Annotated in this window: 14 protein-coding genes and 2 pseudogenes; 10 read left to right on the forward strand and 6 right to left on the reverse strand. The window is 75.5% G+C overall.

From position 1 onward, the window contains the following. Window positions 1-83: 83 nt before the first annotated feature. The 6 genes from O7628_RS21065 to O7628_RS21090 all read right to left on the reverse strand — a co-directional run bounded on the left by O7628_RS21065 (window position 84) and on the right by O7628_RS21090 (window position 5,877). Window positions 84-548 (reverse strand): nitroreductase/quinone reductase family protein, encoded by a 465-nt coding sequence (locus O7628_RS21065; RefSeq protein ID WP_074473874.1) that lies wholly within the window; start codon window positions 546-548, stop codon window positions 84-86. A gap of 93 nt (window positions 549-641) precedes the next feature. Continuing rightward, window positions 642-3,371 carry an FtsX-like permease family protein gene (locus tag O7628_RS21070; protein ID WP_278133000.1) on the reverse strand — a complete coding sequence of 910 codons (2,730 nt, stop codon included), beginning with the start codon at window positions 3,369-3,371 and terminating at the stop codon, window positions 642-644. Beyond that, window positions 3,368-4,240: an ABC transporter ATP-binding protein gene (locus O7628_RS21075; protein ID WP_278133002.1), complete on the reverse strand. Its 873-nt coding sequence runs from the start codon at window positions 4,238-4,240 to the stop codon at window positions 3,368-3,370. Before O7628_RS21075 ends, O7628_RS21070 begins: the two co-directional genes overlap by 4 nt. Beyond that, a complete protein-coding gene (locus O7628_RS21080; protein WP_074473876.1) occupies window positions 4,237-4,833 on the reverse strand; it encodes a PadR family transcriptional regulator in 597 nt (198 codons plus the stop codon). The genes O7628_RS21075 and O7628_RS21080 overlap by 4 nt, the downstream gene beginning before the upstream one ends. A gap of 91 nt (window positions 4,834-4,924) precedes the next feature. Then, complete coding sequence (locus O7628_RS21085; protein ID WP_074473877.1) at window positions 4,925-5,374, reverse strand: ferritin-like domain-containing protein; 450 nt, start codon at window positions 5,372-5,374, stop codon at window positions 4,925-4,927. Further along, on the reverse strand, window positions 5,371-5,877 hold the full coding sequence (locus O7628_RS21090) for a hypothetical protein (RefSeq protein ID WP_278133005.1): 507 nt from the start codon (window positions 5,875-5,877) through the stop codon (window positions 5,371-5,373). Before O7628_RS21090 ends, O7628_RS21085 begins: the two co-directional genes overlap by 4 nt. A 172-nt stretch (window positions 5,878-6,049) precedes the next feature. Here O7628_RS21090 and rimP point away from each other — a divergent pair, with 172 nt between their 5' ends. From rimP to O7628_RS21135, 10 genes and pseudogenes are all read left to right on the forward strand, one after another. Continuing rightward, window positions 6,050-6,766 carry a ribosome maturation factor RimP gene (gene rimP, locus O7628_RS21095; protein ID WP_278133007.1) on the forward strand — a complete coding sequence of 239 codons (717 nt, stop codon included), beginning with the start codon at window positions 6,050-6,052 and terminating at the stop codon, window positions 6,764-6,766. Then, on the forward strand, window positions 6,763-7,806 hold the full coding sequence (gene nusA / locus O7628_RS21100; RefSeq protein WP_278133009.1) for a transcription termination factor NusA: 1,044 nt from the start codon (window positions 6,763-6,765) through the stop codon (window positions 7,804-7,806). Before rimP ends, nusA begins: the two co-directional genes overlap by 4 nt. Window positions 7,807-7,822: 16 nt before the next feature. Beyond that, window positions 7,823-8,155, forward strand: coding sequence for a YlxR family protein (locus tag O7628_RS21105; protein WP_074473880.1), 333 nt, complete (start codon window positions 7,823-7,825; stop codon window positions 8,153-8,155). A 93-nt stretch (window positions 8,156-8,248) separates the two neighbouring features. Further along, window positions 8,249-8,389, forward strand: a pseudogene (locus O7628_RS32705) (translation initiation factor IF-2 N-terminal domain-containing protein); the annotation flags it as partial. Window positions 8,390-8,812: 423 nt separating this feature from the next. Then, window positions 8,813-11,269: pseudogene (gene infB, locus O7628_RS21110) on the forward strand (translation initiation factor IF-2); the annotation flags it as partial. A 90-nt stretch (window positions 11,270-11,359) separates the two neighbouring features. Then, window positions 11,360-11,653, forward strand: a complete 294-nt coding sequence (locus tag O7628_RS21115; RefSeq protein ID WP_074473882.1) for a DUF503 domain-containing protein — start codon at window positions 11,360-11,362, stop codon at window positions 11,651-11,653. A gap of 137 nt (window positions 11,654-11,790) precedes the next feature. Beyond that, on the forward strand, window positions 11,791-12,288 hold the full coding sequence (rbfA, locus tag O7628_RS21120; protein ID WP_278133013.1) for a 30S ribosome-binding factor RbfA: 498 nt from the start codon (window positions 11,791-11,793) through the stop codon (window positions 12,286-12,288). After that, entirely contained in the window at window positions 12,285-13,325 is a 1,041-nt protein-coding gene (locus tag O7628_RS21125; RefSeq protein WP_278133015.1) for a bifunctional oligoribonuclease/PAP phosphatase NrnA, read from the forward strand. The genes rbfA and O7628_RS21125 overlap by 4 nt, the downstream gene beginning before the upstream one ends. Before the next feature lie 64 nt (window positions 13,326-13,389). Continuing rightward, window positions 13,390-13,797 carry a hypothetical protein gene (locus O7628_RS21130; RefSeq protein ID WP_043962414.1) on the forward strand — a complete coding sequence of 136 codons (408 nt, stop codon included), beginning with the start codon at window positions 13,390-13,392 and terminating at the stop codon, window positions 13,795-13,797. Further along, window positions 13,797-14,006 (forward strand): DUF6186 family protein, encoded by a 210-nt coding sequence (locus O7628_RS21135; protein ID WP_176734820.1) that lies wholly within the window; start codon window positions 13,797-13,799, stop codon window positions 14,004-14,006. The genes O7628_RS21130 and O7628_RS21135 overlap by 1 nt, the downstream gene beginning before the upstream one ends. Window positions 14,007-14,251 lie beyond the last annotated feature (245 nt).

Here is a 14,251-nt window from a genome sequence, read left to right on the forward strand (position 1 = left end):
GGCCCCCTGTTAACGCCTGCGGTCGAGAAGGGTTCCCTTCTCACCCTTCAAAGGGGGCCGCGAGGAGGTCGTCGAGGGGCGGGTCAGCGGGGCACCAGCCGGAAGACGCGGATCTCCCGCCCGCCGGCCCGCTCGACGTACGTCTCGTAGGCCGGCCACTCGGTCGTCAGCAGCTCCCAGAGCCGGTCGCGTTCCGCGCCGGTGGCCACCTCGGCGCGCACCGCCAGCCGCCGCCCCCGCACGTCGACCTCGGCGGCCGGGTCGGCGAGCAGGTTCAGCGCCCAGGCGGGCTGGTGCTGCTGCCCCCAGTTGGAGCCGACCACCACGAAGGCGTCGCCGTCCGGCACGTACAGCAGGGGGTTGCTGCGTGGCAGGCCCGAGCGACGCCCGGTGGTGGTGATGACCAGCGAGGGGACCAGGCCCAGCGCGACCACCCGTCCCTTGGTGAGCCGGCCGACCGCCCGGTCGACGGGGACGAGCAGCCGGATCGTGACGCCGAACCAGCGGTGGTGGCCGAGGCGGCGGGTCAGGGTACCGATAGCGGACACCCCGTCAGTGTGGCACCTGAGGCCGGCAGCCGGTCAGGCCGGCAGCCGGTCAGGCCGGCAGCCGGTCAGGCCGGCAGCCGGTCAGGCCGGCAGTCAGTCGAGCCGGCGTTCGACGGCCAGCCGGGACCGGGTGAACAGGGCCGCGCCGACCATCGCCACCAGCGGCACCACCACCAGCACGCCCAGGTTGAGCCACGGGACCACGATCGGGTACGGCTCCGGCACCGGCCACGCCGTGTCGAACCGGCGGTTGAGGGCGACCAGGATGATCACCGCCGTGCCCAGCCCGACCACGATGCCCAGCGCCGAGCCGAGCACGGCGATCACCCCGGCCTGGCACAGCGAGAGCACCCGCCGCATCCGGGGGCTGGCGCCCACGGCACCCAGGGTGGACAGGTCCGCCCGCCCCTCGGCCGCGGCGAGGCCGGTGGCGACGGCCGCCGCGCCCACCGTGATCAGGCCGGATCCGACGGCCAGCACCAGCAGCAGGGAACGGTCGTCGCTGCCCCACGTCCCCCGCTCGACGATCACGTCGAGCTGGCCGAGCCGGCGCAGCTCCACGTCGAGGCGGTCCTGCTGGCCGGGGGTCGGAGCGGCGGCGGTGTCCACCGCGTAGCCGATCTGGCGGGTGTCGAGCCCGAGCCGGGCGGCGGCGGCGCGGGACACGGTGAGCTGGTCCGTTCCGACGCCGCCGCGCAGCGCGTAGCCGGGGACGGTGGCGGTCGCGGTCACCACGGGCTCCGGCTCCGCACCCACCCGGATCGCCGTGAGGGTGAGCCGGCCGGCGAGGAGGTACCGCTCGTCGGTGACGACCGCGCCGCCGGCCGCCAGCACCCGCCGGGCGGCGGCCAGCTCCTCGGGGCCGGCCCCGGTCAGCGCCGCCAGCGCGTCGCCGTCGTCGACCGAGACGGACACGGCGTAGCCCGTGGGGTAGCCCTCCTCCACCCAACCGCCGCACCGCGGGTCGCTGCGGGCCTGGGCCCGCACGGCCGCGTCGCGCAACTGCCCCACCTGGTACGGGCAGGCCCGCCCGGCCGGCAGCTCCACCCGGACGTCGCACCAGTTGTCCGAGCCGAACCGGGCGGGACAGGCCGGGGCGTCGACCCGGGCCACCGTGCTGCCCGGCAGCGTCGCGGCGACCACCTCGGCGACCCGGGACACCGGCGGCGGCGTCGTCTGGTCGCCGGGGCCGACGACCATGGCGTGCCCGTACGGCATGGCCGGCACGTAGCTGGCGTGGGTCCGGGCGCTGTCGCTGGCCACGTAGACGCCGAGGGCGACGCTGCCGGCGACCGCGGCCATCACCGCCGAGATCGCGGGCGCCGCCGAGGAACGGTTGCGGCTGGCGTCGCGCAGCGCGATCCGGGGCGCGAGCGGCAACCACCGGCCGGCCCGGGCGAGCAGCCCGACCAGCGTCGGGGTGACGAAGACCAGCCCGAGCTCGCCCAGGACCAGGCCGGCGAAGAGCACCGCCGTGGCGTCCCAGGTGGCCCCGAGGGCGGCCACCGCCACGCCGACGGCGGCCAGCAGCACGCCGATCAGCGGCCAGCGCCGCCGGTGCTCCGGCGGGGTGCGCCGCCCGGCCAGCCCGGCCACCACGTCCTGCCGGGCGGCGGCCCAGGCCGGCGCCAGGGCCGCGAGCACCCCGGCCAGCACCGCGACCGCGGCGATCGCCGCCAGCGCGGCCGGGAAGACGCGGTACGCCCCGAAGCGCGCCCCGAAGACGTACTCCTCGATGAGCGGCCGGGCCGCGAACGCGCCGGCGATGCCCAGCGCCAGCCCGGCGACGGCCCCCGCGCCGCCCAGCACCACCCCGTCGGCCAGCACGATGCGGCGCAGGTGCGCGGCGTCACCACCGGCCACCGCGACCAGGGCGAGGTCGCGGCGGCGACGCCGCACGCCGACGGCGAACGCCGGCCCCACGAGCAGCACCACCTCGAGCAGGCCGAGGCCGGCCACCAGCAGCGTGGTGCTGGTGTCCTCGACGTTGAGCGCGACCCCCGTGCTGCCGGCCTCCGCCGTGGGGTGCGGCGCCGGGGTGCGGGCGGCCACCACGATCCCGCGCGCGTTGAGCCGCTCCGTCAGCCCGGGATCGGCGTCGGCCGGCAGGTCGACGAGCCAGCTCGACTCGTTGCGCGGGTCGCCCGGTCGATCCGTGGGCGGCAGCGCCACGGTCGGCCGCAGGTTGTCGGGGAACTCCACCACCCCGACCACGGTCCGCTCGGCCGACCCGTCGGCCGGGACGATCCGGTCGCCGAGCTCCGCGCCCAACCGGCGCAGCGCCGCGCGGTTGAGCCCGACCTCGTCGGCCGCCGTCGGGGGACGGCCGGCGAGCACCCGGCCCTGCCCCCGCAACAGCGGGTCGGTCAGGTCCAGCAGCCGCCCGTCGACCGACTCGCGCCTGCCCCCGGCGCGGGCCTCGAACGGCACCCACCAGCGGACCTCGGCGACGCGGCTGCCGGCCGGCAGCAGGGCGGTCAGCTCGTCGGCGGCGACCGGGCGGCTCCGGCTCGGCACGCCGTCGCGCTGGTAGGTGGTGTCGCCCCAGGCGTCCTGCGCCACCGGGCCCTCGGCGACCCAGCGCAGCTCCGCGTCGGCGACGCCGAGCCGCCGGTCGATCCGCTCGGCCCGGCTCAACTCCGCCATGTCGTAGCTGACGGCGGAGAGGGTCAGCCCCAGGACCGGCAGGGTGATCATCGCGAGGACCAGCGCGGTCCGGCCGCGGGCCCGGCGCGCCTCCCGCCGGGCGATGCGCAGGGCGGCCCGCCACGAGCGCAGCGCCGCCAGCAACCGCCGGTCGCGGCCGGGTCGCCCGCCGGTCACCGGCCGCTGCCGGCCAGCAGTTGCTCGACACCGCCCAGCGGGGCCGTCGAGTCCACCATGACCCCGTCGCGCAGGAACACGACGCGGTCGGCCCAGCCGGCGTGCCGGGCCTCGTGGGTGACCAGGACGGCGGCGGCGCCCGCGTCGACCCGGCGGCGCAGCAGGCGCAGCACCGCCTCGCCGGTCTGCGAGTCCAGCGCGCCGGTCGGCTCGTCGGCCAGCACGAGTCGCCGCTCGCCGACCAGGGCGCGGGCGATGGCCACCCGCTGCTGCTGGCCGCCGGAGAGCTGGTCGGGGAAACGGTCGCCCAGCTCGGCGAGGCCCACCTCGGCGAGCGCGGCCCGGGCCGCCCGCCGGCCCTGGCGCACGCCGACGCCGTCGAGTTCGAGGGGGAGCGCGACGTTCTCGGCGGCGGTGAGGCTGCCCAGCAGGTTCAGGTTCTGGAAGATGTAGCCGATCCGCCGGCGGCGCAGCCGGGCCAGCGCGCGCGGGTCCAGCGCGCCGAGCGCCTGCCCCTCGACGCGGACCTCGCCCGCGGTCGGGCCGTCCAGGCCGCCGGCGAGGGCGAGCAGGGTGGACTTGCCGGAGCCGGAGGGGCCCATCACCGCGACCAGCTCGCCGGGGGCGACGGTGAGGCTCACCCCGCGCAGGGCGTGCACGGCGGCGTCGCCGTTGCCGTGGGTGCGGTGCACGTCGCGGACGTCGAGCACGGCCGTCGCCGCCGGCCCGCAGGGGTCGTCGCCGGGGCGGGCCGCCGCGTCGGGGTCGACCCGGCCGCCGGAACCGCCGGGGCCCGCCGGGTCGCCCGGGCCGTGGCGCGGGTCGGGTGGGTCGGGGCGGGTCGTCGGCGCGCCGCCCGTCCCGCTCATCGCCGCGCCTCCTCGCCGTCCCGGTCCGCCTCCGCCTCCGCCGGCCGCCCCGGGCCCGCCCGCCCGCCGGACCCGGCCGGCCGGTGCCGGACCAGGCTCGTCTCGCAGTGGTCCAGCCAGCGGATCTCCGCCTCGGCCTGGAACACCATCGCGTCGAGCACCAGCCGCCAGGGCAGGTCCTCGGGCCGGTCGCTGGCGTACTTCAACCGGGTGAACTCCTGCAACGCCCGCATGGTCGCGGTGCGCTGGGTCTGCACCACCGCCCGCACGTCGACTCCGGGGGTGGTCAGCGCCAGGGCCAGCTTGATCGCCAGCTCGTCGCGGGGGCGGTCGGTGCGGCTGATCGGGGTCGCGAACCACAGCGCCAGGTCCGCCCGTCCGGCGTCGGTGATCTCGTACGGGCGCTGCCCCGCCTCGCTCTCCGGCAGCGGCCGGACCAGCCCGTCCCGTTCCAGCCGGGAGAGGGTGGTGTAGACCTGCCCGATGTTCAGCGGCCAGGTCGAGCCGGTCGACTCCTCGAACGCGGCCCGGAGCTGGTAGCCGTACATCTGGCCGCGTTCGAGGAGCGCGAGCAGGCCGTGACGGATGGACATGGCTCCGAAGTATGCATACCTGGTATGCCATCCGCAATCGCGGGTCCCGCCGGTGCGACCAGCGCAAACGCTGCGGCCCCGGTCAGCGCGGTCAGGTGGGGCGGCCGGGGAAGGCCACGGTGACGGGAGTCACCCCGGCGGTGCGCCGCCACTTGGTGGCCCGCACCGCGCAGTCGGTCAGCGCCGCGAGGGCCCGGTTGCGGTCCTCGCCCGTGGTGTGCGGCAGCGCCACGCGCCAGAAGGCCGCGGTGCGTTCCTCCACCTCCACCGCCAGCCGCAGGGCGCTCGCGGCGTCGGTGACGGGGAACGGCAGCGTGTAGCCGGCCTTGTCGGCGGGGACGGTGCCGCCGGCCGCGCTGAGCTGGAGCACCAGCGCGTCCCGCCGGGACCGGTGCGCCGCCTCGGCGCGGCGGGCGGCCGTGCGGGCGGCGTCGGCGAGGCGCACCCCGATCACCCCGTACGCGAAGACCGCGGCGTACTCGGCGGTGAGCGCGCCGCCCAGGGCCTCGGCCGGGCCGGACGGTGCCTGGCGGTGTCTCACTTCAGCGCCTCCACGTGGGTCGCCCGCGCGGCGGCGATCGAGCCGACCAGGGCCGCCCGGTCGGCCGGGGCCGCCGCGCACAGCTTCGCGGCCGCCTCGCGGCCGTCCTGCTCGGCCTTGCGCAACGCGGCCAGCACCGCCGCCCGGTCGCCGCCGGTGGTGGCCTCCGGCGACGGCCCCGGCGAGGCCGGCGGGCGGCCCGTCAGCTTCGCCAGCTCGGCGGCGTGCGCCTCGTGGGCGTCGGCGATCGGGGTGAGCAGCGGGGCCAGGCCCGGGTCGGCGGCCAGCGCGGCGCGGTGCCGGGCGGCCAGCTCGCGGGCCTGCGTGGCGAGGGGTTCGAGCGGGTCGGGGGCCTGGTCCTGCTCGTCGCCACGGTCGAGGAGGTCGCAGCCGGTCAGCGGCGCGACGGCCCCGCCGAGCGCCAGGAGCGCGCCCGCGCGCAAAAGGTTTCGCCGGGAATGCCCGAGTGCTCGGTCGTGCGGTGTCGTTCTGCCCCTTGCCACCGGACAAGTCAACACCATCGCGGCGGACACGTGGGCCAGGGGCGTCGGTGCGCCGCCCGGCCCGCCGCGCCGTAGGCGCGTTACGCTCTGCGCAGCCACCGGCGCGTCTGCCCCGGTGGCGTGCCGGCATGGCGTCCGACCGGGCGTCGTCGTTCACGAAGGGGTGCGCCAGATGACGCAGCGGGGCCGTACCACCAGGTCGACGGGGCCGACGGGGAGACCCCGGCGCGCCGACGGCCCGCGTGGCGGTGACCGCGTCGGCGGCCCCCGGGTGGACCTCGCGGCGCGGCGGGCCCGGTTGCGGGCGGTGATCGAGCCGGTGGTCAACGGGGCTGGCTACGACCTGGAGGACGTCTCCGTCTCCCGCGCCGGCCGCCGGCACGTGGTGCGGGTGATCGTCGACGCCGACGGCGGGATCAGCCTGGACGCCGTCGCCGACGTCTCCCGGGCCGTCTCCGCCGCGCTCGACGCCGCCGAGGAGTCCGGCGGCGACATCCTCGCAGGCGAATACCAGCTGGAGGTCAGCTCCCCCGGGGTGGACCGCCCGCTCATGCTGCCCCGGCACTGGCGGCGCAACGTCGGCCGGCTGGTGAAGGTGACGGTCCGGGCCGCGCTGCCCGGGCAACGCGCCGAGCAGCCCGCCGGCGACCGCCAGGTCACCGGCCGGGTGGTCGAGGCCGACGACGAGCGCGTGGTGCTGGAGACCGACTCCGGCCGCACGGAGTTCGCTCACGCCGAGCTCGGCCCCGGCCGGGTGCAGGTGGAGTTCCACCGCCTCGACGAGGTGGCCGACGACGAGCTCGACGAGATCGCCGACGACGGGTCCGGCGACAGCTCAGACACTGACGACATCGACGACGAAGATGATGTGGAGGACGAGGAGAGGTGAACATCGACCTCGCGGCGCTGCGCGCACTCGAGCGCGAGCGGGAGATCCCGTTCGACACGATCCTCGCGGCGATCGAGACCGCGCTGCTGACCGCCTACCGGCACACCGACGGGGCCGAGCCGCACGCCCGGGTCGAGATCGACCGCAAGACCGGCGCGGCCCTGGTCTACGCCCAGGAGCTGGACGACGACGGCACGGTGGTGCGGGAGTGGGACGACACCCCGCACGACTTCGGCCGGATCGCGGCCATGACCGCCAAGCAGGTGATCCTCCAGCGGCTGCGGGAGGCCACCGACGAGGTGCACTTCGGCGAGTACGTCGGCCGCGACGGCGACCTGGTCACCGGCGTGGTGCAGGCGCACGAGGCGCGCAGCGAGAAGGGCATCGTCAGCGTCGACCTGGGCAAGCTGGAGGGCGTGCTGCCGCAGTCGGAGCAGGTCCCCGGCGAGCGGTACGCCCACGGCGAGCGGATCCGCTGCGTCGTGGTGCACGTCGCCAAGGGCATGCGCGGCCCCCAGATCACCCTGTCCCGGTCCCACCCGGCGCTGGTGAAGAAGCTGTTCGCCCTGGAGGTGCCGGAGATCGCCGACGGCACCGTGGAGATCGGGGCCATCGCCCGGGAGGCCGGCCACCGCACGAAGATCGCGGTGCGGTCCACCACGCCGGGCGTCAACGCCAAGGGCGCCTGCATCGGGCCGATGGGGCAGCGGGTCCGCGCCGTGATGAGCGAGCTGCACGGCGAAAAGATCGACATCATCGACTGGTCGGACGACCCGGCCACCTTCGTCGGCAACGCGCTCTCGCCGGCCAAGGCGCTGCGGGTCGAGGTGGTCGACCTGGCCACCCGGACCGCCCGGGTGACCGTGCCGGACTTCCAGCTCTCCCTCGCGATCGGCCGGGAGGGGCAGAATGCCCGCCTTGCCGCCCGATTGACCGGTTGGCGGATCGACATCCGCTCGGACGCGGAGCAGGCGACGACCGCCGCGCGGGGCGGGACCGATCACGTCCGGGAGCCGGGCGGCGCGATCTCGGGGAGCTAGGGGTAGACTTCTTCCAGTGGTACGACGCGCGCTGCCGGAGCGCACCTGTGTGGGCTGCCGGCGACGTGCGCCGGCCAGCGAATTGCTGCGGATCGTCGCGGTCGGCGACGGGGCTGGTCACAGCCTCCGGCCCGATCCGGCCCGCAGGCTGCCGGGTCGGGGAGCGAACATGCACCCGGATCCGGCCTGCTTCGCGCTGGCAGTGCGCCGCCGTGCCTTCGGGCGCGCGTTGCGCGTCACCGGGGTCGTCGACCACGGTGTGCTGGCCGAGCACGTCGATGCGCCAACCACTACGTCCGGTCATCCCGACCGGGCGAGGGTCGCTAGCAAGGTAGGACGACCGACATGAGCACACGATGAAGTCCCTGAAATGACCAGGCTTCAAGTGCAGGAGTGAGGTCGCTGCGGGTGCTGCCCGCACGACCTCGGAGTGAGGAGTGCAGTGGCAGGTAAGGCCCGCGTACACGAGCTTGCCAAGGAGCTCGGGGTCGAAAGTAAGACAGTTCTCGCCAAGCTGAAGGAAATGGGCGAGTTCGTGAAGTCCGCGTCCAGCACCGTCGAGGCGCCCGTCGCCCGTCGGCTGCGCAACGCCTTCGTCGCCTCCGCCGGCTCGCCGGCGCCGTCCGCCCCTCCGGCGGCCAACCAGAGCCCGACGTCGACCCCGACTCCGACGCCGTCCCCGACCCCGGGTGCCCCCCGGGTCACGGCGAAGCCGATGCCGCCCCGGCGGCCCGGCCCGCCGACCCCCGGACCGAAGCCCAAGGGCCCGGTCCCCGGCCCGCCGCAGCCGGCGACCCCGGTCGCCAAGCCGGCGAGTGCCCACGACATCGAGGTGGCCGCCGCCGAGGCGCGCGCCGCCGCGCTGAAGGCCGAGCAGGAGGCCGCGGTCAAGGCCGCCCAGGCCGCCCGCCAGCAGCAGCGTGAGAACGTCCGCCGGGAGCCTCCGGCGGAGGGCGGTCCCCGTCCCGGCCCGCGTCCCGGTCCGGGCGCGATGCCGCCCCGCCCGGGTTCCCCGGCCGCCGGTCGCCCCGGTGGCCCGGGTCAGGGTCAGGGCCCCGGCGCCCGGCCGGGCGGTCGCCCGCCGGCGCGCGGCGCCGGTAACAACCCGTTCGGCATCCAGGGCGGTCAGCAGCAGCGGCCCCCGGCCGCCGGTGCCGGCGGCCCCCGGCCCAGCCCGGCGGGCATGCCGCCGCGGCCCAGCCCGGCGTCCATGCCGCCGCGGCCCAGCCCGGCGTCCATGCCGAGCCAGCGCCCCGGCCGGCCCGGTGGCCCCGGTGGCCCCGGCGCGGGTCGTCCCGGCGGTGGCGGCGGTGCCGGTCGTCCCGGTGGTGGCGGCGGCTTCCGCGGCGGTCCCGGTGGTGGCGGCGGTGGCGGTGGCTACCGTGGCGGTCCCGGTGGCGGCGGCGGTGGCGGTGGCTACCGTGGCGGTCCCGGTGGCGGCGGCGGCGCTCCCGGCGCCGGTGGCGGTTTCCGGCCGGGTGGCCCGGCCGGCGGTGGTGGCCGTCCGGGTGGTGGCGGTCGCGGCCGTGGCGGCGGCGCCGCGGGTGCCTTCGGGCGTCCGGGCGGCAAGCCGACGCGGGGTCGCAAGTCCAAGAAGCAGCGCAGACAGGAGTTCGACAACCTGTCGGCCCCGACCATGAGCTCGGGTGCCCCCCGGGGTCAGGGTCAGGTCGTCCGGCTCTCCCGTGGCGCGTCGCTGTCGGACTTCGCCGACAAGATCAACGCCAACCCGGGTTCGCTGGTCCAGGAGATGTTCAACCTGGGCGAGATGGTCACCGCGACCCAGTCCTGCTCCGACGAGACCCTGCTGCTGCTGGGTGAGCACCTCGGCTTCGACGTGCAGATCGTCAGCCCGGAGGACGAGGACCGCGAGCTGCTCGCGCAGTTCAACATCGACCTCGACGCCGAGGTCGCGGAGGACCGCCTGGTCAGCCGTGCGCCGGTCGTGACCGTCATGGGTCACGTCGACCACGGTAAGACCAAGCTGCTCGACGCGATCCGCAAGGCGAACGTGGTGGCGGGCGAGGCCGGCGGCATCACCCAGCACATCGGCGCCTACCAGGTCCACGTCCCGCACGAGGGCGAGGACCGGGCGGTCACCTTCATCGACACCCCGGGTCACGAGGCGTTCACCGCCATGCGTGCCCGTGGCGCCCAGGTCACGGACATCGTGGTCCTGGTGGTGGCGGCCGACGACGGCGTGATGCCGCAGACCATCGAGGCGCTCAACCACGCCAAGGCGGCGGACGTGCCGATCGTGGTGGCGGTCAACAAGGTCGACAAGCCGGAGGCCAACCCCGACAAGGTCCGCCAGCAGCTGACCGAGTACGGGCTGGTCGCCGAGGAGTACGGCGGCGACACCATGTTCGTCAACGTGGCCGCGAAGCCGGGCATCGGCATCGACGACCTGCTCGAGGCCGTGCTGCTCACCGCCGACGCGTCGCTGGAGCTGACCGCTCCGATCGACGGGCCGGCGCAGGGTGTGGCCATCGAGGCGCACCTGGACAAGGGCCGGGGCGCGGTGGCGACGGTGCTGGTGCAGAAGGGCACCCTGCGGGCGGGCGACTCGATCGTCGCCGGTGGGGCGCACGGCCGGGTCCGGGCGATGCTCGACGAGAACGGCAACCAGGTCGCCGAGGCGGGTCCCGCCCGTCCGGTGCTGGTGCTCGGTCTCACCGCGGTCCCCGGGGCGGGCGACACCTTCCTCGCGGCGGCCGACGACCGCACGGTGCGGCAGATCGCCGAGCAGCGGCAGGCACGGCGGCGGGCGGCGTCCTTCGCCAACTCCCGCGGCCGGGCCACCCTCGAGACGCTCATGGAGCAGCTCAAGGAGGGCGAGAAGACCTCGCTCAACCTGGTGCTCAAGGGCGACGTCTCCGGTTCCGTGGAGGCGCTCGAGGACGCGCTGTTCAACCTGGACATCCCCGAGGAGGTCCAGCTCCGGATCATCCACCGGGGCGTGGGCGCGATCACCGAGAGCGACGTCATGCTCGCGAGCGCCTCGTCCGAGGCGGTCACGATCATCGGCTTCAACGTGCGGGCCGCCAACAAGGTCCGCGAGATGGCCGACCGCGAGGGCGTGGAGATCCGGTACTACACCGTCATCTACCAGGCCATCGAGGAGATCGACGCCGCGCTCAAGGGGCTGCTCAAGCCGGAGTACGAGGAGGTCGAGCTGGGCAGCGCGGAGATCCGCGACGTGTTCCGCTCGTCCAAGGTCGGCAACATCTCCGGCTGTATCGTCCGGTCGGGCATCATCCGCCGCAACGCCAAGGCGCGGCTGCTGCGGGACGGGTCGGTCGTGGCGGACAACCTCACGATCAGCTCCCTCAAGCGGTTCAAGGACGACGCGACGGAGGTCCGCGAGGGCTTCGAGTGTGGTCTGACGCTGGGCGGTTACAACAACGTCCAGGTCGGCGACGTCATCGAGACCTTCGAGATGCGGGAGAAGCCGCGCGCCTGACGCGTCCGACGCACTGATCGAGGGGTTTACGCCCGCAACGGCGTAAACCCCTTGATCATGCGGGGGTCACCGCGGGTATCGTCCGGGGCGATGTTCACCGGAACCGTGGTCTTCGACCTGCTGCTGCCGGGCGACTCCCGGTCGCTCAAAGCCAAGAGATCCTACGTACGGCCGATCGTGGCGGCGCTGCGCCGCTTCGAGGTGTCGGCCGCCGAGGTGGGGGCGCTCGACCTGCACGGTCGGGCGGAGATTGCCGTGGCCGTGGTGGCCGCGGAGGGCGCGCACGTGCGCGAGGTGCTCGACTCCTGCGAGCGCCTGGTGGCGGGCCGCCCGGAGGTCGAGCTGCTGTCGGCCCGGCGACGCCTCTACGGCGACGACGACTGACAGCGCGGGCGGTGCCGCCCTGCACCGGCGGCCGGCCCGATCGCGAAGGTAGTGTTCGAACTGTTGGCCGGTCGGCTCCGGCGGCGTCCCGCGCCGCCGGAGCCGACCGGGAGTCCGACGCCGTGGAGGTGGGCGAGATGACGGATCCGGCCAAGGTACGCCGGCACGCGGAGCGCATTCGCGAACTGGTCGCGTCGGTGGTGCGGAGTCAGATCAAGGACCCGCGCCTCGGCATGATCACCATCACCGACGCCCGGATCACCGCCGATCTGCGCGACGCCACGGTGTTCTACACCGTCCTCGGTGACTCGGCCGCCCAGGCCAGCACGGCGGCGGCGCTGGAGAGCGCCAAGGGGATGCTGCGCAGCACGGTCGGCAAGGCCCTCGGGCTGCGCCACTCGCCGAGCCTGACCTTCGTCCTCGACGACGTGCAGGACCAGGTCAAGCAGATCGACGACCTGCTCGCGGCGGCCCGCCACGCCGACGCCGAGGTGCAACGCCTCGCCGCCCAGGCCAAGTACGCGGGCGACGCCCAGCCGTACCGGCTCGACGAGGACTCCGACGAGGACGAGGCCGACGAGGCCGCTGGCTCCGCCGCCGACTCCGACGCACCACGCGGCGCGGACCGGCCGTGACCGACCCGGCGGCCGGCGCGGCCGGCACCGGGCCCGGGGAGGCCGACTGGGCGGCGGCCGTGGCGGCCGTACGCGACCTGCCGGCCGACGCGCAGGTCCAGCTCATCTGTCACGTCAACCCCGACGGCGACGCGCTCGGCAGCATGCTCGGCTTCGGGCTGGGGCTGCGCCAGCTCGGCGTACGCCAGCTCCGGGCGACCTTCCCCGGCCCGCCGGAGGTGCCGGAGCCGTTCCGCGCGCTGCCCGGCCTCGACCTGCTGGTCGCCGAGCAGGACGCGTACCCGACGCCGGACCTGGTCGTCTGCTTCGACGCGGCGAGCGAGTCGCGGCTCGGCGGCCTGGTCGACCGGCTCGCCACGGCCGGCACGGCGCTGGTGCTCGACCACCACGCGTCGAACACCATGTTCGGCGGGATCAACCTCGTCGACCCCCGGGCCGCGGCCACCTCCGTGGTGGCCGAGGAGCTGCTGGCCCGCCTCGGGGTGCGGCTGGACGCGGGGATCGCCGAGGGCCTCTACGTCGCCCTGACCACCGACACCGGGTCGTTCCGGTTCGAGGCGACCACCCCGGCGGTGCACGAGCTGGCGGCGCGGCTGCTGGCCACCGGCATCCGCCCCGGCGACATCTCCCGCCGGGTCTTCGACACCCGGCCCTTCGGGGCGGTGCGGCTCTTCGGCGAGGTGATGTGCCGGGCCCGTCTGGAGCCGGCGGCGGCTGGGGGCAACGGCCTGGTCTGGACGTACGCCACTCTCGACGACCTGGCCCGGCACGACCAGCGGCCGTACGTGCTGGAGGCGCTGATCGACTCGGTGCGGTGCACCGCCGAGGCGGACGTGAGCTGCGTGGTCAAGCAGGTCCGCCCCGACGAGTGGGCCGTCTCGATGCGCAGCAAGGGCGCGGTGGACGTGAGCCGGGTCGCGGTTGCGCTCGGCGGCGGCGGCCACAAGTTCGCGGCCGGCTTCACCGGGCGGGGCAGCGCCGACGACGTGGTGGCCAGCATCCGCGCCGAGCTGGACAAGGCGCTGATCGGGGCGTAGATCAGGGGCGACTCCGGGGGGTGTCGGCCTTCCTGCGGTGGGTGACGGCGGGGAGAATCGGGTGATGGAGCACCCGAGCGAGCTCTCCGTCGCGGAGACCCGGGCGTGGGAGCGCCCCGTGGTCACCGTGCCGGTGCTGGTCTGTCTCTCCCTGGTCGGTGGGCAACTGCCCTCGTTCTCCGCCTCGGCGAACCTCTACACCCTCGGCACCGGGGGAGCGTTGATCTGGCTGGGCCTGGGCAACCGGGTGCCGCGCCGGCCGGCGCCGCGCAGACTCGGCGCGGGGGCGGTCTGGTGGGTGTTGCCGGTGGCCGTGTTCGGCGTCTTCGAGGGGGTCACCTTCGTGCTGGCCGTCGGCGACGAGTTCCCCACCTTCTCCCGGCTGGCCGACCCCCTGCTGGAGGACGAGCTGGTCCGCTCCGCGGCCTGGTTCGCCTGGCTGGCCGCCTTCTGGGGGCTGGTGCGGCGATGATGCGGGCCCTCGCCATCGGCGGCTTCCTCACCGCCCTGACGCTCTTCGCCGCCGTCGAGTGGGCGGCCCGCCGCCCCGGCTCGCGCATCCCGTCGCTGGCCGACGTCTGCGCCTACGTCATGCGCTACGAGGTGGGCCCGGTCCCCGTCGGCCGGATCGGCCTGTTCGGCTTCTGGTGGTGGCTCGGCTGGCACTTCCTCGCCCGCTGAGCAGCGTCGGCGGCGAGGGCGTCGTGACCGGCGCGAACGCCCCGCCGACGTGTCGCGGACCACTCCCATGTGTCCAAATGTCGGGAACAGTGGGCAGCATGTGGACCTGAACGATAACTTGGGAATCGATCGGCGCCGTGGCTGCGGCGCTGGTCCGCAGGCGGTGGCGTCGCACCCGACGCCGCCTCCTCCCAGGGTCGGACCGACCCGGGCGCACGCGTCCAGACCGGCCGCTCCGGTGATCC

The sequence above is a fragment of the Micromonospora sp. WMMD956 genome, from assembly GCF_029626125.1.
In the GTDB taxonomy this organism is placed as follows: domain Bacteria; phylum Actinomycetota; class Actinomycetes; order Mycobacteriales; family Micromonosporaceae; genus Micromonospora; species Micromonospora carbonacea.

Bases quoted from the DNA above. Each gene is read 5' to 3' on its own strand.
- O7628_RS21075 (WP_278133002.1), bottom strand. From the start codon at position 4,240: ATGAGCGGGACGGGCGGCGCGCCGACGACCCGCCCCGACCCACCCGAC.
- O7628_RS21080 (WP_074473876.1), bottom strand. From the start codon at position 4,833: ATGTCCATCCGTCACGGCCTGCTCGCGCTCCTCGAACGCGGCCAGATG.
- rimP (WP_278133007.1), top strand. From the start codon at position 6,050: ATGACGCAGCGGGGCCGTACCACCAGGTCGACGGGGCCGACGGGGAGA.
- O7628_RS21115 (WP_074473882.1), top strand. From the start codon at position 11,360: ATGTTCACCGGAACCGTGGTCTTCGACCTGCTGCTGCCGGGCGACTCC.
- rbfA (WP_278133013.1), top strand. From the start codon at position 11,791: ATGACGGATCCGGCCAAGGTACGCCGGCACGCGGAGCGCATTCGCGAA.
- O7628_RS21130 (WP_043962414.1), top strand. From the start codon at position 13,390: ATGGAGCACCCGAGCGAGCTCTCCGTCGCGGAGACCCGGGCGTGGGAG.
- O7628_RS21135 (WP_176734820.1), top strand. From the start codon at position 13,797: ATGCGGGCCCTCGCCATCGGCGGCTTCCTCACCGCCCTGACGCTCTTC.